This is a genomic window from Streptomyces sp. NPDC015220 (assembly GCF_043079345.1).
Classification (GTDB): Bacteria; Actinomycetota; Actinomycetes; order Streptomycetales; family Streptomycetaceae; genus Streptomyces.
In genome coordinates this window covers 56773-77865 of record NZ_JBIBUK010000003.1, presented here as the reverse complement: position 1 = coordinate 77865, position 21093 = coordinate 56773, and the positions used below count along the sequence as shown (strand labels likewise).

The 21093-nt window shown below is 71.3% G+C and carries 18 protein-coding genes; 9 read left to right on the top strand and 9 right to left on the bottom strand.

Translation table 11 applies throughout. The features are described from left to right. Positions 1 to 112: 112 nt before the first annotated feature. The 3 genes from ACF061_RS09500 to ACF061_RS09490 all read right to left on the bottom strand — a co-directional run bounded on the left by ACF061_RS09500 (position 113) and on the right by ACF061_RS09490 (position 3561). Positions 113 to 967 (bottom strand): hypothetical protein, encoded by an 855-nt coding sequence (locus ACF061_RS09500; RefSeq protein ID WP_392266255.1) that lies wholly within the window; start codon positions 965 to 967, stop codon positions 113 to 115. Positions 968 to 1149: 182 nt separating this feature from the next. Then, positions 1150 to 2265, bottom strand: coding sequence for a metallophosphoesterase (locus ACF061_RS09495; protein ID WP_392266254.1), 1116 nt, complete (start codon positions 2263 to 2265; stop codon positions 1150 to 1152). A gap of 183 nt (positions 2266 to 2448) precedes the next feature. Further along, positions 2449 to 3561 carry a LacI family DNA-binding transcriptional regulator gene (locus ACF061_RS09490; protein WP_392266253.1) on the bottom strand — a complete coding sequence of 371 codons (1113 nt, stop codon included), beginning with the start codon at positions 3559 to 3561 and terminating at the stop codon, positions 2449 to 2451. A 425-nt stretch (positions 3562 to 3986) separates the two neighbouring features. Here ACF061_RS09490 and hisC point away from each other — a divergent pair, with 425 nt between their 5' ends. After that, positions 3987 to 5066, top strand: a complete 1080-nt coding sequence (hisC, locus tag ACF061_RS09485; RefSeq protein WP_392266252.1) for a histidinol-phosphate transaminase — start codon at positions 3987 to 3989, stop codon at positions 5064 to 5066. Positions 5067 to 5136: 70 nt separating this feature from the next. Here hisC and ACF061_RS09480 read toward each other — a convergent pair whose 3' ends face one another. Beyond that, a complete protein-coding gene (locus tag ACF061_RS09480) occupies positions 5137 to 5511 on the bottom strand; it encodes a cyclophilin-like fold protein (protein ID WP_392266251.1) in 375 nt (124 codons plus the stop codon). A 211-nt stretch (positions 5512 to 5722) separates the two neighbouring features. Between ACF061_RS09480 and ACF061_RS09475 the strand changes: the two genes are divergently transcribed. Genes ACF061_RS09475 through cydD form a run of 3 tightly spaced genes read left to right on the top strand, consistent with a single transcriptional unit; the run spans position 5723 to position 11809 of the window. Further along, a complete protein-coding gene (locus ACF061_RS09475) occupies positions 5723 to 7231 on the top strand; it encodes a cytochrome ubiquinol oxidase subunit I (protein WP_392266250.1) in 1509 nt (502 codons plus the stop codon). Between the two features lie 18 nt (positions 7232 to 7249). Beyond that, positions 7250 to 8254: a cytochrome d ubiquinol oxidase subunit II gene (cydB, locus tag ACF061_RS09470; RefSeq protein WP_392266249.1), complete on the top strand. Its 1005-nt coding sequence runs from the start codon at positions 7250 to 7252 to the stop codon at positions 8252 to 8254. A 51-nt stretch (positions 8255 to 8305) separates the two neighbouring features. Beyond that, a complete protein-coding gene (cydD, locus tag ACF061_RS09465) occupies positions 8306 to 11809 on the top strand; it encodes a thiol reductant ABC exporter subunit CydD (RefSeq protein WP_392266248.1) in 3504 nt (1167 codons plus the stop codon). A 91-nt stretch (positions 11810 to 11900) separates the two neighbouring features. On the opposite strand, the gene ACF061_RS09460 is transcribed toward cydD, so the two are convergent. The 5 genes from ACF061_RS09460 to ACF061_RS09440 all read right to left on the bottom strand — a co-directional run bounded on the left by ACF061_RS09460 (position 11901) and on the right by ACF061_RS09440 (position 16763). Next, positions 11901 to 12827 carry an HAD-IIB family hydrolase gene (locus tag ACF061_RS09460; RefSeq protein WP_392266247.1) on the bottom strand — a complete coding sequence of 309 codons (927 nt, stop codon included), beginning with the start codon at positions 12825 to 12827 and terminating at the stop codon, positions 11901 to 11903. Positions 12828 to 12884: 57 nt separating this feature from the next. Next, entirely contained in the window at positions 12885 to 13787 is a 903-nt protein-coding gene (locus tag ACF061_RS09455; RefSeq protein WP_392266246.1) for an LLM class flavin-dependent oxidoreductase, read from the bottom strand. 41 nt (positions 13788 to 13828) lie between these two features. Further along, positions 13829 to 14290, bottom strand: a complete 462-nt coding sequence (locus ACF061_RS09450; protein WP_392266245.1) for a hypothetical protein — start codon at positions 14288 to 14290, stop codon at positions 13829 to 13831. A 12-nt stretch (positions 14291 to 14302) separates the two neighbouring features. After that, positions 14303 to 14851 (bottom strand): RNA 2'-phosphotransferase, encoded by a 549-nt coding sequence (locus ACF061_RS09445; protein WP_392266244.1) that lies wholly within the window; start codon positions 14849 to 14851, stop codon positions 14303 to 14305. A gap of 154 nt (positions 14852 to 15005) precedes the next feature. Continuing rightward, positions 15006 to 16763 (bottom strand): SDR family oxidoreductase, encoded by a 1758-nt coding sequence (locus ACF061_RS09440; protein WP_392266243.1) that lies wholly within the window; start codon positions 16761 to 16763, stop codon positions 15006 to 15008. 283 nt (positions 16764 to 17046) lie between these two features. Between ACF061_RS09440 and ACF061_RS09435 the strand changes: the two genes are divergently transcribed. The 5 genes from ACF061_RS09435 (at position 17047) to ACF061_RS09415 (ending at position 20969) form a co-directional block, all read left to right on the top strand. Beyond that, the gene (locus ACF061_RS09435) at positions 17047 to 18021 is read left to right on the top strand and encodes an ABC transporter ATP-binding protein (protein ID WP_392266626.1); all 975 of its coding nucleotides are present in this window, start codon (positions 17047 to 17049) and stop codon (positions 18019 to 18021) included. Continuing rightward, complete coding sequence (locus tag ACF061_RS09430; protein ID WP_392266242.1) at positions 18011 to 18928, top strand: ABC transporter permease; 918 nt, start codon at positions 18011 to 18013, stop codon at positions 18926 to 18928. Before ACF061_RS09435 ends, ACF061_RS09430 begins: the two co-directional genes overlap by 11 nt. 52 nt (positions 18929 to 18980) lie before the next feature. Beyond that, complete coding sequence (locus tag ACF061_RS09425; RefSeq protein ID WP_392266241.1) at positions 18981 to 19892, top strand: ABC transporter ATP-binding protein; 912 nt, start codon at positions 18981 to 18983, stop codon at positions 19890 to 19892. A gap of 10 nt (positions 19893 to 19902) precedes the next feature. Beyond that, positions 19903 to 20622, top strand: a complete 720-nt coding sequence (locus tag ACF061_RS09420) for an ABC transporter permease subunit (RefSeq protein WP_392266240.1) — start codon at positions 19903 to 19905, stop codon at positions 20620 to 20622. A gap of 104 nt (positions 20623 to 20726) precedes the next feature. Beyond that, entirely contained in the window at positions 20727 to 20969 is a 243-nt protein-coding gene (locus ACF061_RS09415) for a hypothetical protein (protein WP_392266239.1), read from the top strand. Positions 20970 to 21093: the final 124 nt, after the last annotated feature.

The window sequence follows — 21093 nt, the reverse complement described above, 5'->3', positions numbered from 1 at the left end:
TCGTTCCGGCGGACCTCGCCGGTCCGGGGTGCCGCTCAGGCATCCCGGACCAGCCGGTGCCGCACGGACCCGCCGGGGAGGGCCGGCGGCCGGTGCGGCTTCCGGTGGCCGCTCACTCCGGCTGGTGCTCCGGACCGCCGAAGTCCGGACTGGTGAAGTCGGGGCTGGTGAAGCGCGGACGGGAGTGCGGGGCTCCGTCGTGGGGGCTGCTGAAGCCAGGACGGTCGTAACCGAGGCGCGGGATGCGGTCACCCGGCGCGGCCGGGCCCGGGCGACGCGGTGCCGCGGAGCCGGGATCGGCGAGCGCCTCGCGCAGGAACGGCAGGATGCCGCGCTCGAGCAGGGCGTCGTGCCAGGCGTCCCGTGCCCGGCCGAGTTCCTCGCCGAGTTCGCCGTAGCGGGCGGGCTCGGGCGAGGGGTGGTTGCGCAGGGCGGTGAGCAGCAGCCCGGTGCCGGCGACGACGATCGCGGCCGCGGTCATGACGCCGAACACCCACCCCGCCGTGATCATGGTCCGGGAGAAGGCGGGCGCCGGGTCGAGCATCTTCAACAGATAGCCGACGAGAAGGAACAGGGCCGCCGCGATCCCGGCGAGGACCGGGGCGAGGACCGCGACGACGGCGCCCGCGCCCGCGCCGGTGGTCACGCCCATGACGGCGGAGCGGTCCGGCGAGGCCGGGTCCGTCTCCACGGCACCGGCCTCACCGGCGTACGAGGGGACGGCCGGAACCGGCCGTCGCAGTTCCTCGCGGACCTTCACGTAGTGGTGGTACTCGGTGGCGGCGGCCGCCGTGATCAGAGCGGTGGCGCCGAGGGCCATGGTGCGCAGTTGTTCGGTGTTGAGCCGCTGTCCGACAGCGGCGAGTTCCGGGCGGTGTGGGGCGGAGCGCAGCGCCTCATCGAGGACCCGCGCGAAATCCTGGCGGTCCTCGTTCAGCAGGTACTGCGGAACGCTGTTCATGTGCATCCCCCGATGCTCCGTAGGGCTTGGGGCTCGCATGGCGGCGAGCCGTCGGGCAGAAACGGAGGGGAGCCTGCTACGGATAAACCGATGGTAGAGCCGTGACGGCGCGCGGTGACAGGGGGTTTCCACAAATTGGGGGTGGACCCGCGCGGCCGTGCCGGCTCAGGGGATCGTGCGTCGAACGGTCAGTTGTCCAGCGGCAGTTGCTGGACCAGCAGCTTCCCTGCCATGGTCACGCCGCCGTCCATCGCGATGGCCAGTCCGTCGGCGTAGACGTGCGGGCCCGCCACCACCGGACCCGTCGACTCGTCGCCGTCCTCGGAGCCGACTTCGCCCAGCAGGTAGGGGATCGGGCTGTGGCCGTGGACGATGCGGGTGCCGCCGTACGTGTCGAGCAGGGAGCGCACGGCGTCGGCGCCGCCCTCGTCGCGGAAGGAGAAGCGCTTGGTGAACTTGCGGAACAGGTCCCACACCTCGTCCGCGTCGTTGCGCGTCAGCGCCTCGCGGACGTTGTCGTTGACCTCTTCGATCGAGTCGCCGTAGTCGAGATAGGCGGTGGTGTCGGAGTGGACGAGCAGGTAGCCGTCGACCTCCTCGACCGCGTCCAGGCGGGCCATCCACTGCAGGTGGTGGTCCTGGAGGCGGTCCATGTCGGACTTCTGGCCGCCGTTGAGCAGCCATGCCGCCTGGAAGGTGGCGGTGCCCGCGCCCGAGTTGACGGGTGTGTCGCCGAACCGCCGGGCGCCGAGCAGCAGCAGTTCGTGGTTGCCCATGAGGGCCTTGCAGTACCCACCGGCGGCGGCCGCCTCGGCGGACAGGCGCATCACCAGGTCGATGACGCCGATGCCGTCCGGGCCGCGGTCGGTGAAGTCACCGAGGAACCACAGCCGGGCGGTGCCCGCGCACCAGTGGCCGGCGGAGTCGACGAGCCCCTGCTCCTGGAGGGCGGCGACCAGCTGGTCGAGATAGCCGTGCACGTCCCCGACGACGAAGAGCGGGCCGGGTCCGGTGGCGGGCTGCGGGACCGGTGCGGGGACCGGGTCCACGGACGCCTGGAGCGTGTCACCCCGTTTGATGACCGGCAGATCGCGCTCCGTCGGCGTGTACCCGTCCTCGGGGTACCCCTCCGCGGCCACCGGGTAGCCGCCCTCGGTCGGTGGCACGGGCTCGACCGCGTGGCTGCCCTGGGCGTACGGGCCGGTCTCGTTCATGTACGCGGGCACTCGGAAGTCACGCAACGTCGCCGTCCGCTCCACATCGGGTCCCTGACCGGCCCCCTGAGTCATCGACCCCTCCACCATCGCGCCGCATCTGCACCGCTTCGGACTGCCTGGTCGCAGCGGCCCGCGGTGTCGTGGGCCCATCATAGGAACGCGGATCGCGCCGTGTGATGACCCAGGGGTGGTGAATCGGAGCAGGAGTCACGTTCGCTGCGGCTTTCGCCCCGATTGGGCCGTCTTCGGCGGTCCCGCGACCGGCTGTCCCTACTGTTCCTCCGGTGCGCGTGGCGGGCTTACGGTCGTGCGCGGCGGGCGCCGCTGGGACGAGGTGCGCACGATCAGCTCGGTCGGTATGACCTGCTCGACCGGGTGGTCCGACTCGACTCCCTCGATCGCGTCGATCAGGAGCTGGATGACCGCCGTGCCGATGCGGCGCGGCTTCAGGGAGAGCGTGGTGATGGGCGGCTCGGTGTTGGCGTACACCGTGGACTCGCTGCAGCACACCAGGAGCAGGTCCTCGGGGACGCGCAGTCCGTAGCGGCGGGCGGCGGCGAGCAGGTCGGTGCCGTTCGGGTCGAACAGTCCGTAGACGGCGTCGGGCCGGTCGGGTCGGGCCAGCAGCCGGTCGGCGGCGACGGCGCCGGCGCACGGGTCGTGGGCGGGGTAGGCCTCGTAGACCGGATCCTGGCCGACGAGCTCGCACCAGCGCAGGTAGGCGGTGGTCGACAGATGGGTGTACGTGTCCGTCGTGGTGCCGGTGAGCAGGCCGATGCGGCGGGCGCCGGCCTCGGCGAGGTGGTCGAGGATGTCCAGCACCGCGGCCTCGTGGTCGTTGTCGACCCAGGCGGTGACCGGCAGCGAGCCGACCGGGCGGCCGTCGCTGACCACGGGTAAGCCCTGTCGGACCAGTTCGCTGACGACCGGGTCCTGGTCGGAGGGGTCGATGACGACCGTGCCGTCCAGCGCCACGTTCGACCACACGTCGTGGCGCGAGGTCGCGGGGAGGATGACGAGGGCGTAGCCCCGGGCGAGCGCGGCCGAGGTGGCCGCCCGGGCCATCTCGGCGAAGTACGCGAACTCGGTGAAGGTGAAAGGTTCATCCCCGTACGTGGTCACGGTCAGGCCGATGAGGCCCGATTTGCCGGTACGGAGGGTGCGGGCGGCGGCCGAGGGGCGGTACCCCAGTCGGTCGGCGACCTCGCGGACATGGCGGCGGGTGGCGTCCGGGAGCCGGCCCTTGCCGTTGAGGGCGTCGGAGACGGTCGTGATGGAGACTCCGGCGGCGGCGGCCACGTCTCTGATGCCCGCCCGGCCCGGCCGGCTGCCTCGGCGTGAGGTATCCGCGCGGCTCACCTGGTGCTTCCCTGCTGCTGTCATGGCGAGCCGATAGTAGGGCTCATGCGACGGGGGAGCGCGGACGCATATGCATGCGTTGACAGGCACGTTTCTGCATGGTCGCTTCGCTTAAACCACCTTGGAAAAGAAGGTAGTTGTACGATTCAGAGGTAGGACGTGATGCGAGGGCGGGCGTAGGCCTGCCGAGTCTTCGAGGTCTCGAAGAGGTCTCAACTCACCTTCACGAGGGATGCGCGCCACGGCGTGAATCACCGGCGCGTAGATATATGTGTGGCGCGCCCCCCAAATCGTACATATTCGTACAGTGATGCCGCTGTTGCCGCTGTGGCAGGTGAGGTTCTCGGTCCTCCGGCGCGAGTGATGGCCGCAGACCCATACGCAGCGGCGTCCAATCCTCATAAAGTGTGGAGTATTGGAAGCCGGTGGTGGTCACGAGGAGGACTGCGGTGAGCGAGACGAACCCGAAGCTGCGTGCCGAGCTGGAGGGTATCCCCACCTACAAGCCGGGAAAGCCCGCGGCGGCCGACGGCCCGGCGGCGTACAAGTTGTCCTCCAACGAGAATCCCTACCCGCCGCTGCCGGGCGTCATGGAGACGGTGACGGCTGCCGCCTGCTCCTTCAACCGGTACCCGGACATGGCGTGCACCGCCCTGACGAACGAGCTGGCCGAGCGTTTCGGGGTGCCGGCCTCCCACGTGGCGACCGGCACCGGTTCCGTCGGCGTCGCCCAGCAGCTGGTCCAGGCCACCAGCGGCCCCGGCGACGAGGTCATCTACGCCTGGCGCTCCTTCGAGGCCTACCCGATCGTCACGCAGATCAGCGGCGCGACCTCGGTGCAGGTGCCGCTGACGCCGGGTGATGTGCACGACCTGGACGCGATGGCGGACGCGATCACCGACCGCACCCGCCTGATCTTCGTCTGCAACCCCAACAACCCGACCGGCACGGTGGTGCGCCGGGCCGAGCTCGAACGCTTCCTCGACAGGGTGCCCCGCGATGTGCTGGTCGTGCTGGACGAGGCCTACCGCGAGTTCATCCGCGACACCGAGGTGCCGGACGGTGTGGCGCTGTACCGGGACCGCCCCAATGTCTGCGTGCTGCGCACGTTCTCCAAGGCCTATGGCCTGGCCGGGCTGCGGGTGGGCTTCGCGATCGCCCATGAGCCGGTGGCGGCCGCGCTGCGCAAGACCGCGGTGCCGTTCGGTGTGAGCCAGCTGGCGCAGGAGGCGGCGATCGCCTCGCTGCGGGCGGAGGACGAACTGCTGGGCCGGGTCGGCTCGCTGGTGTGCGAGCGCACGCGCGTGGTCGACGCGCTGCGCGCGCAGGGCTGGACGGTGCCCGAGACGCAGGCCAATTTCGTCTGGCTGCGGCTGGGGGAGCGCACGGTCGCCTTCGCCGAGGCATGTGAGCGGGCGGGCGTGGTGGTGCGGCCGTTCCCGGGTGAGGGTGTACGGGTGACCGTCGGGGAGACCGAGGCGAACGACATCTTCCTGAAGGCGACGGAGGCGTTCCCCAGGGAGGTGTGAGTAGCCTTCCGGTCTTTCGGGGCCTGTCCGGCGGTGCGGTCTTTCACGACCCGGTCCGCCGGGCGGGCCCTCAGTCGTTCACGAGCTCCACGCGGACGGGGTCGCCGTCGCGTACCGTCGCCAGCCGGCGGGGGTCGCCGTCGATCCGGCCGAGGACGTTGCACGGGCTGGCGAGACGGCACTCGGCGCCCCGTGAGATCGGCGTGGGCCCGTAGGGGAGGGCCAGGGCGTCGCCGTCGGTCCAGAAGGCGACCGTGCCGGGCTCGACGATCTGCCGGGCGTCCGTTTCACGTGGAACGTGGAGACCGGTGTCGAAGTAGACCTCCTCGCCCCATGTGTGAGCGGCGGAGACCAGTGGCAGCGCCTCGGCGAGCGCCCGGGTGGTCGGGGTGTCGTCGAGCTGCGCGGTGAGGTGGCCGGCGGGCCAGGAGACGCGTATCTGCATGGCGTGCAATTCAACAAGTTGTTGAAGTTCTTGCCAAGGGGCTGACGCGGCGGAGAAGGGGGGACCCCCGGTGCCGCGTCGAAAATCGGTACGTCATAATTGCTTGTGAATGTGAACGCGTTCACAAGCGAGTCCGATTGCTGCCCTGTTGTGCGGGACGTACCAGGGCAAACCGCCGCCGTGACCACGGCGACGTAAGGAGAGTGACGACGTGAACCTGGCTTTGGCGCCGGAGACACTGGCGCGCTGGCAGTTCGGCATCACGACCGTCTACCACTTCCTGTTCGTCCCCCTGACGATCTCGCTGGCCGCCCTCACGGCCGGGTTGCAGACGGCCTGGGTGCGCACGGAGAAGGAGAAGTACCTCAGGGCGACCAAGTTCTGGGGCAAGCTCTTCCTGATCAACATCGCCATGGGGGTGGTCACCGGCATCGTGCAGGAGTTCCAGTTCGGCATGAACTGGTCGGACTACTCCCGCTTCGTCGGTGACATCTTCGGGGCTCCGCTCGCCTTCGAGGCCCTGATCGCGTTCTTCTTCGAGTCCACCTTCATCGGCCTGTGGATCTTCGGCTGGGACAAGCTGCCCAAGAGGATCCACCTGGCCTGCATCTGGATGGTGTCGCTCGGCACGATCCTGTCGGCGTACTTCATCCTCGCGGCCAACTCCTGGATGCAGCACCCCGTCGGTTACCGGATCAACAAGGCCAAGGGCCGGGCCGAACTCACCGACTTCTGGGCGGTCCTGACCCAGAACACCGCACTCACTCAGGCCTTCCACACCCTCTCCGCGGCCTTCCTGACCGGTGGCGCCTTCATGGTCGGCATCGCCGCCTACCACCTCGCCCGCAAGAAGCACGTGGGGACGATGAAGACCTCCCTGCGGCTCGGCCTGATCACGGTGGTCATAGCCGGCCTGCTCACCGCGATCAGCGGTGACACCCTCGGCAAGGTCATGTTCAAGCAGCAGCCGATGAAGATGGCCTCCGCCGAGGCGCTGTGGGACGGCCAGGAGCCGGCGCCGTTCTCGATCTTCGCCTACGGCAACGTGGAGAAGGGCCACAACTCGGTTGCCATCGAGATCCCCGGTCTGCTGTCCTTCCTGGCCGACGACAGCTTCAGCTCCTACGTCCCCGGCATCAACGACGTCAACAAGGCCGAGCAGCAGAAGTTCGGGCCCGGCGACTACCGGCCCAACATCCCCGTCACGTTCTGGGGCTTCCGCTGGATGATCGGGTTCGGCATGGCGTCCTTCGCGATCGGCATGGCCGGACTCTGGCTCACCCGCAAGAAGTTCCTGCTGCCGCAGCACCTGCGCGTGGGCGAGGACGAGGTGCCCCACCTGGTCCTGTTCAGGAACAAGGCGCTCGGTCCGCAACTGACGAAGTGGTACTGGCGAATCGCCGTCTGGACGCTGGCCTTCCCGCTGATCGCCAACTCCTGGGGCTGGATCTTCACCGAGATGGGCCGCCAGCCATGGGCCGTCTACGGCGTCCTGCAGACCCGGCAGGCGGTCTCCCCCGGCGTCTCGCAGGGCGAGGTCATCACCTCCATCGCCGTCTTCACGGCGCTCTACGCCATCCTCGCCGTCGTCGAGGTGAAGCTGCTCGTGAAGTACGTCAAGGCCGGCCCGCCCGAGCTCACGGAGGCCGACCTCAACCCGCCCACCAAGATCGGCGGCGACCTCCGTGACGCCGACAAGCCGATGGCCTTCTCGTACTAGGCCGAGGGAGGCACAGTCATGGAACTGCACGACGTCTGGTTCGTCCTCATCGCCGTCCTGTGGACCGGCTACTTCTTCCTGGAGGGCTTCGACTTCGGGGTCGGCGTCCTCACCAAGCTGCTCGCCCGGAACCGGCCCGAGAAGCGGGTGCTGATCAACACCATCGGCCCCGTCTGGGACGGCAACGAGGTCTGGCTGCTCTCCGCGGGCGGCGCCACCTTCGCCGCCTTCCCCGAGTGGTACGCCACGCTCTTCTCCGGCTTCTACCTGCCGCTGCTGGCCATCCTGGTCTGCCTGATCGTGCGGGGTGTCGCCTTCGAGTACCGGGCCAAGCGGCCCGAGGAGAAGTGGCAGCGCAACTGGGAGACCGCGATCTTCTGGTGCTCGCTGATTCCCGCGTTCCTGTGGGGTGTCGCCTTCGGCAACATCGTGCGGGGCGTGAAGATCGACCGGAACCTGGAGTACGTCGGCAGCCTCGGCGATCTCCTTAACCCGTACGCGCTCCTCGGCGGTCTGGTCACCCTGACACTGTTCACCTTCCACGGCGCGGTGTTCACCGCCCTGAAGACCATCGGGGACATTCGGGAGCGGGCGCGGAAACTGGCCCTGCGCGTGGGGCTGGTCGCGGCCGTCGTGGCCCTCGGCTTCCTGCTGTGGACCCAGGCCGACACGGGCAACGGCCGCAGCCTGGTGGCGCTGGTCGTGGCTGTCGTCGCTCTGGTCGCCGCGCTGGTGGCGAACCAGGCCGGACGGGAGGGATGGTCGTTCGCGCTGTCCGGCGTCACCATCGTGGCCGCCGTGGCCATGCTCTTCCTGTCGCTCTTCCCGAACGTCATGCCGTCCACGCTGGACGCGAACTGGAACCTGACCGTCACCAACGCCTCGTCCAGCCCGTACACCCTGAAGATCATGACCTGGTGCGCGGGGATCGCCACCCCGATCGTGCTGCTCTACCAGGGATGGACGTACTGGGTGTTCCGCAAGCGGATCGGCACTCAGCACATAGCCGAAGCCGCGCACTGAGTCCGGCAGGGGTGTGTTTCACGTGAAACACGCCCCTTGGACCCGAAGGGCATGTCTCACGTGAAACCGATCGATCCGCGACTGCTGCGCTACGCCCGGGCCACCCGGCTCTTCCTGCTGGCCGTCGTCGGCCTCGGTGCCCTCGGCGCGGGCCTGTCGATCGCGCAGGCCATGCTCATCGCCGAGACCGTGGTCGGCGCCTTCCAACACGGTATGACGGCCGGCGAACTCCGCACTCCACTACTGCTGTTGGTGGCTGTCGCCTGCGGTCGTGCGCTGGTGTCCTGGCTCACCGAGCTGGCCGCCCACCGGGCGAGCGCGGCGGTGAAGTCCGAGTTGCGTGGACGGCTGCTGGCGCGAGCGGCGGCCCTGGGACCCGGCTGGCTGAGCGGGCAGCGGACCGGCTCGCTGGTCACGCTGGCCACGCGCGGAGTCGACGCCCTGGACGACTACTTCTCGCGCTATCTGCCGCAGCTGGGACTCGCGGTGGTCGTCCCGGTGGCGGTGCTGGCGCGGATCGTGACCGAGGACTGGGTGTCCGCGGCCATCATCGTCGGCACCCTGCCGCTCATCCCCGTCTTCATGATGCTGATCGGCTGGGCCACGCAGTCGCGCATGGACCGCCAGTGGCGGCTGCTGTCCCGGCTGTCCGGGCACTTCCTGGACGTGGTCGCGGGACTGCCGACCCTGAAGGTGTTCGGCCGGGCCAAGGCACAGGCGGAGTCGATCCGGCGGATCACCGGCGAGTACCGGCAGGCGACCCTGCGGACCCTGCGGATAGCCTTCCTGTCCTCCTTCGCCCTGGAACTGCTGGCCACGCTGTCGGTGGCCCTGGTCGCCGTGACGATCGGCATGCGGCTCGTGAACGGCGACACGGACCTCTACGTCGGCCTGGTCATCCTCGTGCTCGCGCCGGAGGCCTATCTGCCACTGCGCCAGGTGGGCGCCCAGTACCACGCGGCGGCGGAGGGACTGGCCGCCGCGGAGGAGATCTTCGCCGTCCTGGAGACACCGGTGCCGGCGACCGGCACCGGCGCCGTGCCCACGGGAACGCTCACCTTCGAAGGCGTGAGCGTCCGCTATCCCGGACGGTCGGCCAACGCGGTGACGGAGGCGTCCTTCGCCGTGGAGCCGGGGGAGACGGTCGCGATCGTCGGGCCGAGCGGCGCGGGCAAGTCGACGCTCCTGAACGTTCTGCTGGGCTTCGTCCGGCCCACCGCGGGGCGGGTGCGGATCGGCGGGGCCGACCTCGCCGATCTCGACCCGTCGCAGTGGCGCTCGTGCATCGCCTGGGTGCCGCAGCGCCCGCACCTGTACGCCGGGACGATCGCCGAGAACGTCCGGCTGGCTCGGCCCGAGGCGGACGACACCGCCGTCCGTGGCGCGCTGGCCGACGCCGGAGCGCTGGACTTCGTGGACGCCCTGCCGGACGGGGTGGACACCCGGCTCGGAGAGGACGGCGCCGGGCTGTCGGCCGGACAGCGGCAGCGGCTCGCGCTCGCCCGTGCCTTCCTCGCCGACCGGCCCGTCCTGTTGCTCGACGAACCGACCGCCGCGCTGGACGGGGCGACCGAGGCCGACATCGTGGCGACGGTGCGGCGGCTGTCCGCCGGACGGACCGTGCTGCTCGTGGTCCACCGGCCGGCACTGCTGGCGGCTGCGGACCGGGTGGTGCGGCTCGACGGCACCGGGTCACCGCGGCCCGTACGCCCCGCGGTGGGCGCGCCCGCGACCCGCTCCGCCGGGGCGGAGCCGGGGGACGACTCCGTGAGCGCCGAGCCCGAGGCCGGACCCGTGACGGCCACCGGCAGTGTCCTCACCCGGGTCCGCGCGATGTCCGGCCCCCGCCGAGGTCGCCTGGCCCTCGCCCTGCTGCTCGGCAGCCTCGCACTGGGCAGTGCGGTCGGACTGATGGCCACCTCCGGATGGCTCATCTCGCGGGCATCGCAGCATCCCCCCGTGCTGTACCTCATGGTGGCCGTGACGGCGACCCGGACCTTCGGCATCGGCCGGGCCGTCTTCAGGTACGCGGAAAGGCTCGTGTCCCACGACGCGGTGCTGCGGATGCTGGCCGACACCCGCGTCGCCGTCTACCGACGGCTGGAGCGGCTGACGCCCGCGGGACTGCGCCGGGTCCGCCGGGGTGATCTCCTGACCCGGCTCGTGGCCGACGTGGACGCGTTGCAGGACTACTGGCTCCGCTGGCTGCTGCCCGCCGGCGCGGCACTGACCGTCTCCGCCGCCTCCATCGGGTTCACGGCCTGGCTGCTGCCCGAGGCCGGTGTGGTGCTCGCCGTCGGGCTGCTCGCGGCCGGAGCCGGTGTCCCCTTGGTCACCGGCGCCGTCGCACGACGCGCCGAGCACCGGCTGGCCCCAGCCCGTGGGGCCCTGGCGACCCGGGTGACCGACCTCCTCACCGGGACCGCCGAGCTGACCGTCGCGGGCGCGCTGCCCGACCGCGCCGCCCGGGCGCGGAGGGCGGACACCGCGCTCACCCGGATCGCCTCGCGCACGGCCACCGCCACCGCCCTCGGCGACGGCCTCACCGCACTGGTCTCGGGGCTGACCGTCGCGGCGGCGGCGCTGGTCGGTGCCCGTGCCGTCGCCGACGGCCGACTCGGCGGCGTGGCCATGGCCGTCGTCGTCCTCACCCCGCTGGCCGCCTTCGAGGCGGTCCTCGGAATGCCGCTCGCCGTCCAGTACCGGCAACGGGTGCGCCGCAGCGCGGAACGCGTCCACGAGGTCCTCGACGCGCCCGAGCCCGTCCGTGAGCCGGAGCGGCCCCGCCAGGCGCCCGCAGCGCCGTTCCCGCTCACCGTCAAGGGGCTCACGGCCCGGCACGCCGGGCAGGACCGCGATGCGCTCGCCGGTCTCGATCTGACGATGGAAGAGGGGCACAGGGTCGCCGTCGTCGGACCGTCCGGGTCAGGCAAGACGACACTCGCCCAGGTGCTGCTGCGGTTCCTCGACGTTAGGGCGGGCGCCTACACCCTCGGCGGGGTCGACGCCCGGTCCCTGGACGGCGACGACGTACGGCGGATCGTCGGGCTGTGCGCCCAGGACGCCCATCTCTTCGACAGCTCGGTGCGCGAGAACCTGCTGCTCGCGAAGAAGGGCGCGACCGAGACGGAACTGCGCGACGCTCTTGCGCGGGCCCGGCTGCTGGACTGGGCCGACGCCCTGCCCGACGGGCTCGACACGCTGGTCGGCGAGCACGGGGCGCGGCTGTCCGGAGGGCAGCGACAGCGGCTGGCCCTGGCCCGGGCGCTGCTCGCCGACTTCCCGGTCCTCGTCCTCGACGAGCCCGCCGAGCACCTCGACCTGCCCACCGCCGACGCGCTCACCGCGGACCTGCTGGCCGCCACCGAGGGTCGTACGACCCTGCTCATCACTCACCGGCTGGCCGGGCTGGAAGCGGTGGACGAGGTGATCGTCCTGGACGAGGGGCGGGTGCTCCAGCGAGGGACGTTCGCGGAGCTGGCCGCCCTGCCCGGACCGCTGCGCCGGATGCTCGAACGCGAGGCCGCGGCGGAGCGACTGGTCGGGGCGCGCTGACGGGACCGGCCGCACGGCCGGCCCGACGCCGGTGGCCCGGCCGTCCCGCCCCCTCCTCGGGAAGCGGGCCGCCGTTACTTCCGCGCGACCGTCACGGCCGCTCCCCCAGGATCCGCTCGATCACCACGGCGACACCGTCCTCGTTGTTGGGAGCCGTGCGCCCGGTGGCCGCGGCGACGGCGGCCGGGTGCGCGTTGCCCATGGCGTACGACCGGCCGGCCCAGGTGAGCATCTCGACGTCGTTCGGCATGTCACCGAAGGCGACGACCTCCTCGTGCGAGATGCCCCGATCGGCACAGCACAGGGCGAGCGTGCTGGCCTTGGAGACGCCGGGTCCGCTGATCTCCAGCAGGGCGCTGGGACTGGAGCGCGTGATGGTGACGCGTTCACCGACGGCGAGGCGGGCTGCGGTGAGGAAGCCGTCGGGGTCGAGCGTCGGGTGGTGAGCGAGGATCTTCAGGATCGGGTGCTCGGCGACGGCGCCGCCCGGCCCCAGTAGCTCCTCGGCGGGTGCGAGCGCGTCCGGTGCCTCCATGTGCAGCTTCGGGTACTCCGGCTCCTGGTGGAAGCCGTACGTCTGCTCGACCGCGAAGACCGTGCCCGGCGCCGCCGCGCGCACCAGTCGCACGGCGTCCAGCGCGTGCTCCCGGGCCAGCTCCCGCACCTTCACGAAGCGGTGGGCGCCGGGGCCGCCGTGCAGATCGACCACCGCGGCGCCGTTGCCGCAGATCGCCAGGCCGTGGCCGTGCACATGGTCGGCGACGACGTCCATCCAGCGGGCCGGACGGCCGGTGACGAAGAAGACCTCGATGCCGGCCTCCTCCGCGGCGGCGAGGGCCGCGACGGTGCGGGGGGACACGGACTTGTCGTCGCGCAGCAGGGTTCCGTCGAGGTCAGTGGCGATCAGCCGCGGGGGAACGATCGGGGCGCCTCCCTGCCCGAGCGAGGTCGAGAGCTGAGGGGGGGCCGGGGTCTCGGGCTTTCGAGTCGCTGAGGTCACCGCGTCATTGTCCCGCATACCCCGCACGGGCGTGCGGGACCGCGCACATTTGAGGCATCGCCTCGGTCACGTCCGCTACGCGAGCTGACCGGGTGCCTCCATGGCGATCCGCTCGAAGACCTTCTCGTCCGCCGCGAAGTCCGAGTCCGGGATCGGCCAGTGGATCACGATCTCGGTGAACCCGAGCTCCTGGTGCCGGCCGGCGAAGTCGACGAACGCGTCGAGCGACTCCAGCGGTCGCCCGCGGTCCGGGGTGAAGCCGGTGAGCAGGATCTTGTCGAGCCCGGAGACGTCACGGCCGATCGAGGCGCAGGCCTCGGCGAGCTTTTCCCCCTGCCCGCGAAGGGCCTGGACCGACTGCTCCGGCGTGCCGGTCTCGAACAGCTTGGGATCGCCGGTGGTCACCCATGCCTGCCCGTACCGCGCGGCGAGCCGCAGGCCGCGCGGACCGGTGGCGGCCACCGCGAACGGCAGCCGGGGACGCTGCACACAGCCGGGGATGCCGCGCGCCTCGTGCGCCGAGTAGAACTCGCCCTGGTACGTCACCGTGTCCTCGGTGAGCAGCCGGTCGAGCAGCGGAACGAACTCGGCGAGGCGGTCGGCGCGCTCTCGCGGGGTCCAGGGCTGCTGTCCGAGCACGGTGGCGTCGAAGCCGGTGCCGCCCGCGCCGATGCCGAGCGTGATCCTGCCGCCCGAGATGTCGTCGAGCGAGATCAGTTCCTTGGCGAGGGTGACAGGGTGCCGGAAGTTCGGCGAGGTCACCAGGGTGCCCAGGCGCATGCGCTCGGTAGCCGTCGCGGCGGCGGTCAGCGTCGGTACGGCACCGAACCACGGGCCGTCCCGGAAGGAGCGCCAGGACAGGTGGTCGTAGGTGTAGGCGGCGTGGAAGCCCAACTGCTCGGCCCGGGTCCATGCCGCACCGCCGCCCTCGTGCCAGCGGCGGTGCGGAAGGATCACGGTGCTCAGACGCAGACTCATGGCCCCGAGCGTACGGGCCGCCGGTGTTCCACGTGAAACAGTCACCGCACCTGACCGCTGAGCCACGAAGTGAGGCCGATCATCGGCACGGGCTCCTTGTAGGTGCGGTCGCCGGGCAGTGGCACGACCAGGCGGTAGCCGGGCGGGAAGCGCCGACCCCTCACGAAGGCCCTGCCGTCCAGTACGGAGCGGAGGAAGGCCGGAACGTCGTCCCGGGGAAGGTCGGGGAACTCGACGCCCTCGACGCTGATCAGCGCGTCGTCCTCCGGGTAGAGCCGCACGGTCATACGGGGAAGCCCGCCGAACTCGACGAACGCCTCGTGCGGGAGCGAGCCGTCCGGGTCGGTGGTGACCCCGACGCCCGCGGCGCTCCGGCGTGAGGTCTGATCGGCGCCGATGTCATGGGTCACCTCGATCTCACGCGCGTACTCGGCGGCGATGGCGCGGCAGACGGTGACGGCGGCCTCGGTGGACGAGAGGTGGCGGTCCATGCCGTCGATCATGCCGGACCGGTGTCAGTGGCCCGGGGAGAACCGCAGGTACCGGGGTGGTACCGCCTTCGTCAGCCACACGCCGTTGGCGCTGACGTGGAAGACATGGCCGTCGCGGTGCATGGCGGAGGCGTCCACCGAAAGCACGACCGGACGTCCCCGGCGGGCGCCGACACGGGTCGCGGTCTCCCGGTCGGCCGACAGGTGCACATCGTGCCGGTTCATGGGGCGCAGGCCCTCGGCGCGGATCGACTCCACGTTGCGGGCCACGGTCCCGTGGTAGAGGTACGGCGGCGGAGTCGCCGGCGGAAGCCCGAGGTCGACGTCGACGCTGTGCCCCTGACTGGCGCGGATCCGGGTCCCGTCGATCGCGAAACGGCGTTTGTCGTTGGTGGCGACCACGTGGGCCAGCTCGTCGCGGGTGAGCCGGAAGCCGTGGGCGGCCGCCGCCGCGATCAGTGCGTCGATCGCGACCCAGCCGCCCTCGTCGAGCGTGAGCCCGATTCTTCCGGGCTGGTGGCGCAGGTGCCGTGAGAGGTACTTCGACACCTTCACGGCGCGTCTTTCGTGCATGCCACCAGCGTGCCGGGAGAGACGTGCGTCACGCATGCCTTTTTCGGTCCGGAGGTTTGATCCACAACCAAGTGGAGTTATCCACAGGATAGGGCGCGATTCTGTGGACAACTGGCCGCCGGAGCGGGTGGTTCCGCCGGGATCGGCCGCCGGCTCAGAGCCGCGGCTCCACTCGCGCGAGCCTGCGCAGGGCCCGCGGGGCGAAGCGGGACATCGTGTGGAGGACGCGGGCCTCGACGGTCACCGGCACCACGGCCTCGTCGCGCACGACCGCGCGCAGGATGGCGTCGGCGACCTTCTCCGGCGGGTAGTTGCGCAGCCCGTACAGGCGGGCCGTGCGCTTCTGGCGGCGCTTCTCCTCCGCCGCGTCGACGCCCGCGAAGTGCGCCGAGGAGGTGATGCCGGTGTTGACGAAGCCGGGACAGACCGCGGTGACGCCGATCCCGCGCCCGGCCAGCTCCGCGCGCAGGCACTCGCTGAGCATGAGCACCGCCGCCTTCGAGGTGCTGTAGGCGGACAGGGTCCGGGAGGGCTGGTAGGCCGCCGCGGAGGCGGTGTTGACGATGTGGCCGCCCTGTCCGCGCTCGGCCATCTGCCCGCCGAAGAGCCGGCAGCCGTGGATCACCCCCCACAGGTTGACGTCGAGGACCTTCTTCCAGTCCTCCGGGGTGTGGTCGAGGAACGAGCCCGCCATGCCAATGCCGGCGTTGTTCACCAGGACGTCCACCACGCCGTACTCGGCGGCGACCTTCTCCGCGAGCTTTTCCATGGCCCGTCCGTCGGAGACGTCCACCGGCTCGGCCCACGCGGCCGGTGCGCCGAGCGGCCGGCACAGTTCGGCCGTGCGGGCGGCGGCCTCGGCGTCCCGGTCGACGGCCACCACCCGCGCACCGGCCTCGGCGAAGGCGAGCGCCGTGGCCCGTCCGATACCGCCGCCCGCGCCGGTGACCAGCACGAGCTGCCCGGCGAAGCGGTCGGCGTGTTTCCCGGTGGCGGTGGGCATCGGCCGTCCGCCCTCGGTGGCGGTCACGAACTCGCCGATCCACGCGGCCAGCTGGTCGGGCCGGGTGCGCGGTACCCAGTGCCGTGCGGGCAGCGTGCGGCGCACCAGTCGCGGGACCCAGTGCTCCAGGTCGTCGTAGAGCCGCTCGGACAGGAACGCGTCGGCCACCGGTGTGATGAGCTGCACGGGCGCGTGTGCGTGGGCGTCCGGCCGCGGCCTGCGCAGCCGGGCCCGTACGTTGTCCCGGTACAGCCAGGCGCCGTGCGCCGCGTCCCGGGGCAGGGACGAGGTCGGGTAGTCGTCGCCGGGCACCTTCTCGACGCGCCGGAGGATCTTCGGCCAGCTTCTACCCAGCGGACCGCGCCAGGCCAGCTCGGGCAGGACGGGCGTGTGCAGCAGGTAGACGTACCAGGACTTGGCGCCCTGGCCGAGCACCTGGCCGACCCGGCGGGGTGTGGGGCGCTTGACGCGCCCGGCGATCCAGTGGCCGAAGTGGTCGAGCGACGGGCCGGACATGGACGTGAAGGAGGCGATCCGGCCCTTGGCGCGGTCGACGGTGACGAACTCCCAGGACTGCACCGAGCCCCAGTCGTGGCCGACCAGGTGCACCGGCCGGTCCGGACTGACGGCGTCCGCGACCGCCAGGAAGTCGTCCGTGAGCTTCTCGAGGGTGAAGCCGCCGCGCAGCGGCCGCGGTGCGGTGGAGCGGCCGTGGCCCCGGACGTCGTACAGGACGACGTGGAAGCGGCCGGCGAGGCGCTCGGCCACCTCGGACCAGACCTCCTTGCTGTCCGGGTAGCCGTGTACCAGGACGACCGTCGGCCGGCTCGGATCGCCCAGCTCGGCCACGCACAGCTCGACCCCGCCGCTCTGTACCCGGCGTTCCCGTGCGCCCTTCAACGGCGTCACGCGCGTCACCTCTCCTCCGCCCAGCGCCGCGGTCGCGACGCGTCGTCGTCCGGTCAGAAGGCGATGGCCGGCCACGGGACACCCGCCCGCGCGGCGGCCTCGGCGACTGTGACACTTGTTAGACTGAACGTCAATAGGGTGGCCGGGAGCCGCGGTTCCCCAGGTCGCGCGAGACTTCGGGCGGGCGACCCCTAGGGTCTCGTAGTACTGAAGTCTGACGTCAGGACAGCTCTGGGGTCTGACGACTTGCGTGGTGCGCGTCACTACTGTCGAAGACGTGACTGTGATCGCGACCGAAAGCCTGAGCAAGCGGTTCCCCCGGGTGACCGCGCTTGACCGGCTCTCCGTGGACGTCGGACCCGGTGTGACCGGTCTCGTCGGCGCCAACGGGGCCGGCAAGTCCACACTGATCAAGATCCTGCTGGGTCTGTCCCCCGCCACCGAGGGCCGTGCCGAGGTGCTCGGCCTGGACGTCGCCACCGAGGGCGGCGCCATCCGCGAGCGCGTCGGCTACATGCCGGAGCACGACTGCCTGCCGCCGGACGTCTCGGCCACCGAGTTCGTCGTCCACATGGCGCGCATGTCCGGCCTGCCGCCCACCGCCGCGCGCGAGCGCACCGCGGACACCCTGCGCCACGTCGGTCTGTACGAGGAGCGCTACCGCCCCATCGGCGGCTACTCCACCGGCATGAAGCAGCGCGTCAAGCTCGCCCAGGCCCTGGTGCACGACCCGCAGCTGGTCTTCCTCGACGAGCCGACCAACGGCCTCGACCCGGTCGGCCGCGACGAGATGCTCGGCCTGATCCGCCGCATCCACACCGACTTCGGCATATCGGTCCTGGTCACCTCCCACCTGCTGGGCGAGCTCGAGCGCACCTGCGACCACGTCGTCGTCGTCGACGGCGGCAAGCTCCTGCGCTCCAGCTCCACCACCGACTTCACCCAGACCACCACGACCCTCGCGATCGAGGTCACCGACAGCGACGAGCACCCGGACGGCACCCGCGCGGTGCGCGACGCGCTCCACGCGCGCGGAGTGCGGACCGAGGACGGCGCCGGCCTGCCGGGCGCGGGGCACGTGCTGCTGCTCACCGCGCGGAGCGAGGAGACCTACGACCTGGTGCGGGACGTGATCGCGGACCTGGGCCTCGGCCTGGTGCGCATGGAGCAGCGGCGGCACCACATCTCGGAGGTCTTCCGGGACGAGGAAGAACAGCGCGACGGACAGCGCAAGGAGGCGGTCGGCCATGGCGGTTGAGCAGCCCATGCGGTCACCGGTCCCCCCGTCGGGTGACCAGACCCGCATCCACAACATCGGCTACCGCAACTACGACGGCCCCCGGCTCGGCCGCGCCTACGCCCGCCGCTCGCTGTACTCGCAGTCCCTGCGCGGCGCCTACGGCCTCGGCCGCTCGGTCAAGTCCAAGGTGCTGCCGATGCTGTTGTTCGTGGTGATGTGCGTGCCCGCGGCCATCATGGTCGCCGTGGCGGTCGCCACCAAGGCCAAGGACCTGCCCGTCGACTACACGCGCTACGCCATCATCATGCAGGGCGTCATCAGCCTGTACGTCGCCTCGCAGGCGCCCCAGTCCGTCTCGCGCGACCTGCGGTTCAAGACCGTGCCGCTGTACTTCTCACGGCCCATCGAGAGCGCCGACTACGTGCGCGCCAAGTACGCGGCGCTGGCGTCGGCGCTGTTCGTCCTGACCGCCGCGCCGCTGCTCGTCCTCTACGTCGGCGCGCTGCTGGCCAAGCTCGACTTCGCCGACCAGACCAAGGGATTCGCCGAGGGACTCGTCTCCGTGGCACTGCTCTCACTGCTCTTCGCCGGCATCGGCCTGGTGATCGCCGCCGTCACACCACGCCGCGGCTTCGGCATAGCCGCCGTGATCGCCGTACTGGTCATCTCCTACGGCGCGGTCTCCACGCTGGAGGCCATCGCCGACGCCCAGAACAACACCGGGGCCATCCCCTGGATCGGCCTGTTCTCGCCGGTCACCCTCATCGACGGGGTGCAGACCGCCTTCCTCGGCGCGACCTCCTCGGCACCCGGCTCGGCCGGCCCCGGGAGCGGACAGGGCATCGTCTACGTCCTCGTCGTCCTCGGGATCATCGCCGCCGCCTACGGCCTCCTGCTGCGCCGCTACAAGAAGGTGGGACTGTGACCACGCCCGGCCCGTCGCCCGCCACCGCCCTTCCAAGGAACGGGTTGCGCCCATGAGCACTCTCTCCATCGACCACGTCTCCCGCTGGTTCGGCAACGTGGTCGCCGTCAACGACGTCACCATGACGATCGGTCCCGGCGTCACCGGACTGCTCGGTCCCAACGGGGCCGGGAAGTCCACGCTGATCAACATGATGGGCGGCTTCCTCGCCCCCTCGACGGGCTCCGTCACCCTCGACGGGCAGCCGGTGTGGCGCAACGAGCAGATCTACCGGCACATCGGCGTCGTCCCGGAGCGGGAGGCGATGTACGACTTCCTCACCGGCCACGAGTTCGTCGTCGCCAACGCCGAGCTGCACGGCCTCGGCGCCAAGGCGGCACAGAGGGCACTGGCCACGGTCGAGATGGAGTACGCGCAGGACCGCAAGATCTCCACGTACTCCAAGGGCATGCGGCAGCGGGTGAAGATGGCCAGCGCCCTCGTGCACGATCCCTCGCTGCTCCTGCTCGACGAGCCGTTCAACGGCATGGACCCGCGCCAGCGCATGCAGCTGATGGACCTGTTGCGGCGCATGGGCGACGAGGGTCGCACCGTCCTGTTCTCCTCCCACATCCTGGAGGAGGTCGAACAGCTCGCCTGGCACATCGAGGTCGTCGTCGCCGGGCGGCACGCGGCCAGCGGCGACTTCCGCAAGATCCGCCGCCTGATGACCGACCGCCCGCACCGCTACCTGGTGCGCTCCAGCGACGACCGCGCCCTCGCGGCCGCGCTGATCGCCGACCCGTCGACGTCCGGCATCGAGGTGGACCTCGCCGAGGGGGCGCTGCGCATCCAGGCCGTCGACTTCGGCCGGTTCACGACCCTTCTGCCGCGCGTCGCCCGGGACCACGGCATCCGGCTGCACACGGTCTCGCCGTCCGACGAGTCCCTCGAGTCCGTCTTCTCGTACCTGGTCGCGGCGTAGGAGGCCCAAGATGTACGACCCCACAGTCGCCCGCCTCACCTACCGGGCCCTGCTAGGCCGCCGCCGGGCCCTCATCCTCGGCGCGCTGCCGCTGCTGCTGATCGTGATCTCCGTGGTGGTCCGCGCCCTCACCGGCGCCGACGACCAGACGGCGGTGAACGTCCTGGGCGGGTTCGCGCTCGCCACCATGGTGCCGATCATCGGCGTCATCGCCGGCACCGGCGCGATCGGCCCGGAGATCGACGACGGCTCGGTGGTGTACCTGCTGTCCAAGCCGCTGAAGCGGCCGGTGATCATCTCCACCAAGCTGATCGTGGCCATCGGCGTCACCATGGTGTTCTCGGCGGTGCCGACTCTGATCGCGGGGCTGATCCTCAACGGCAACGGGCAGCAGGTGGCCGTGGCCTACACGGTCGCCGCGCTCGTCGCCTCCATCGCCTACGCGGCCCTCTTCCTGCTGCTGGGCACGGTCTCCCGGCACGCGGTGGTCCTCGGCCTCGTCTACGCGCTGGTCTGGGAGGCGCTGTTCGGTTCCCTGGTGCCCGGCGCGCGCACGCTCAGCATCCAGCAGTGGGCGCTGGCCGTGGCACACGACGTGGCCGGCGGCGACCTGGTGACCTCCGACGTCGGGCTGACGACGGCGTCGGTGCTGCTGGTGGCGGTGACCACGCTGGCGACCTGGTACGCCGGGCGGAAACTGCGCGCCCTGACCCTCGCCGGCGAGGAGTGAGGGCCGAACGCCTTCGGCGGGAGGGCTGACCCGTCCGCCCTTGACGGAGGTTTCACCTCCACCCGCGCACACTGGGCGGCACGGACGACCGGGAGGACGGAGACATGGCGGACACGACACCGGAAGACGGCGGGCCGGAGGGCGCCGCCGGGAGCGGGTGGGACGACGTCGTCCTGGACGCCGGCTTCATACGGGCCGCCGAGACCGCCGAGCCGTCCGCCCGCGCCCGGATGCTCGCCGCCCGCTGGCGCCGCGAGCGGCCCGAGCCGCAGCCGTGGCGCTCCGACGAACCGCCCGCGGGATGGTTCTTCAGCAAGGTGCGCCGACGCAGGTGGCGTCGGCGCTGACCGGTCCGCCGGCGCGCCCGGCGCCGACGGCCGTGGCGGGAGGGGCGCCCGGCAATTCGGTGGCCTCGCGGACGGCGGGGCGGCACAGTGGTCGGGTCCGCGGCGCCGGGTCGAGCCGGCGCCA

What these genes read in the sequence shown, in the direction of transcription:
- ACF061_RS09480 (WP_392266251.1), bottom strand. Translation starts at nt 5,511, where the DNA reads ATGCAGATACGCGTCTCCTGGCCCGCCGGCCACCTCACCGCGCAGCTC.
- ACF061_RS09455 (WP_392266246.1), bottom strand. Translation starts at nt 13,787, where the DNA reads ATGAGTCTGCGTCTGAGCACCGTGATCCTTCCGCACCGCCGCTGGCAC.
- ACF061_RS09500 (WP_392266255.1), bottom strand. Translation starts at nt 967, where the DNA reads ATGCACATGAACAGCGTTCCGCAGTACCTGCTGAACGAGGACCGCCAG.
- ACF061_RS09445 (WP_392266244.1), bottom strand. Translation starts at nt 14,851, where the DNA reads ATGCACGAAAGACGCGCCGTGAAGGTGTCGAAGTACCTCTCACGGCAC.
- ACF061_RS09430 (WP_392266242.1), top strand. Translation starts at nt 18,011, where the DNA reads ATGGCGGTTGAGCAGCCCATGCGGTCACCGGTCCCCCCGTCGGGTGAC.
- ACF061_RS09490 (WP_392266253.1), bottom strand. Translation starts at nt 3,561, where the DNA reads ATGACAGCAGCAGGGAAGCACCAGGTGAGCCGCGCGGATACCTCACGC.
- ACF061_RS09495 (WP_392266254.1), bottom strand. Translation starts at nt 2,265, where the DNA reads ATGGTGGAGGGGTCGATGACTCAGGGGGCCGGTCAGGGACCCGATGTG.
- cydB (WP_392266249.1), top strand. Translation starts at nt 7,250, where the DNA reads ATGGAACTGCACGACGTCTGGTTCGTCCTCATCGCCGTCCTGTGGACC.
- ACF061_RS09420 (WP_392266240.1), top strand. Translation starts at nt 19,903, where the DNA reads ATGTACGACCCCACAGTCGCCCGCCTCACCTACCGGGCCCTGCTAGGC.
- ACF061_RS09460 (WP_392266247.1), bottom strand. Translation starts at nt 12,827, where the DNA reads ATGCGGGACAATGACGCGGTGACCTCAGCGACTCGAAAGCCCGAGACC.
- ACF061_RS09425 (WP_392266241.1), top strand. Translation starts at nt 18,981, where the DNA reads ATGAGCACTCTCTCCATCGACCACGTCTCCCGCTGGTTCGGCAACGTG.
- ACF061_RS09450 (WP_392266245.1), bottom strand. Translation starts at nt 14,290, where the DNA reads ATGATCGACGGCATGGACCGCCACCTCTCGTCCACCGAGGCCGCCGTC.
- cydD (WP_392266248.1), top strand. Translation starts at nt 8,306, where the DNA reads ATGTCTCACGTGAAACCGATCGATCCGCGACTGCTGCGCTACGCCCGG.
- ACF061_RS09415 (WP_392266239.1), top strand. Translation starts at nt 20,727, where the DNA reads ATGGCGGACACGACACCGGAAGACGGCGGGCCGGAGGGCGCCGCCGGG.